Source organism: Microbacterium sp. JB110 (assembly GCF_003335195.1).
Taxonomy (GTDB): domain Bacteria; phylum Actinomycetota; class Actinomycetes; order Actinomycetales; family Microbacteriaceae; genus Microbacterium.
In genome coordinates, this window is record NZ_QPGM01000021.1 from 1 (window position 1) to 327 (window position 327).

1 pseudogene is annotated in these 327 nt (G+C 52.9%); it reads right to left on the minus strand.

What is annotated here, in order from left to right:
- Positions 1 to 327 (minus strand): annotated as a pseudogene (locus tag CIK77_RS17420) (iron-containing alcohol dehydrogenase); the annotation flags it as partial.

Here is a 327-nt window from a genome sequence, read left to right on the forward strand (position 1 = left end):
ATCGAAATGGCTCTCTCTGACGCCCAAACTGCGGAGCCCTTTGGGGATTCCCAACTGTGTATTGAGATCGGCAAGAGCAGTGGGTAAACCTCCTTCTTGGATCTTCAGTGCGGTTTCTATGCAGCGAATTTTTTCAGGCACCGCATCGCGATTGATTTGCATAACGCTAGGCAGAAAAATGGCATTGAGGGTGCCATGATGTAGCTGTAACTCACGCAGTCCTCCCAAGGCGTGTGAGAGTGCATGAATAGCGCCTAGCCCCTTCTGGAAGGTTAAGCCGCCCTGGAGCGAGCCCATCATCAGCTCCGTGCGGGCATCTAGATTGGT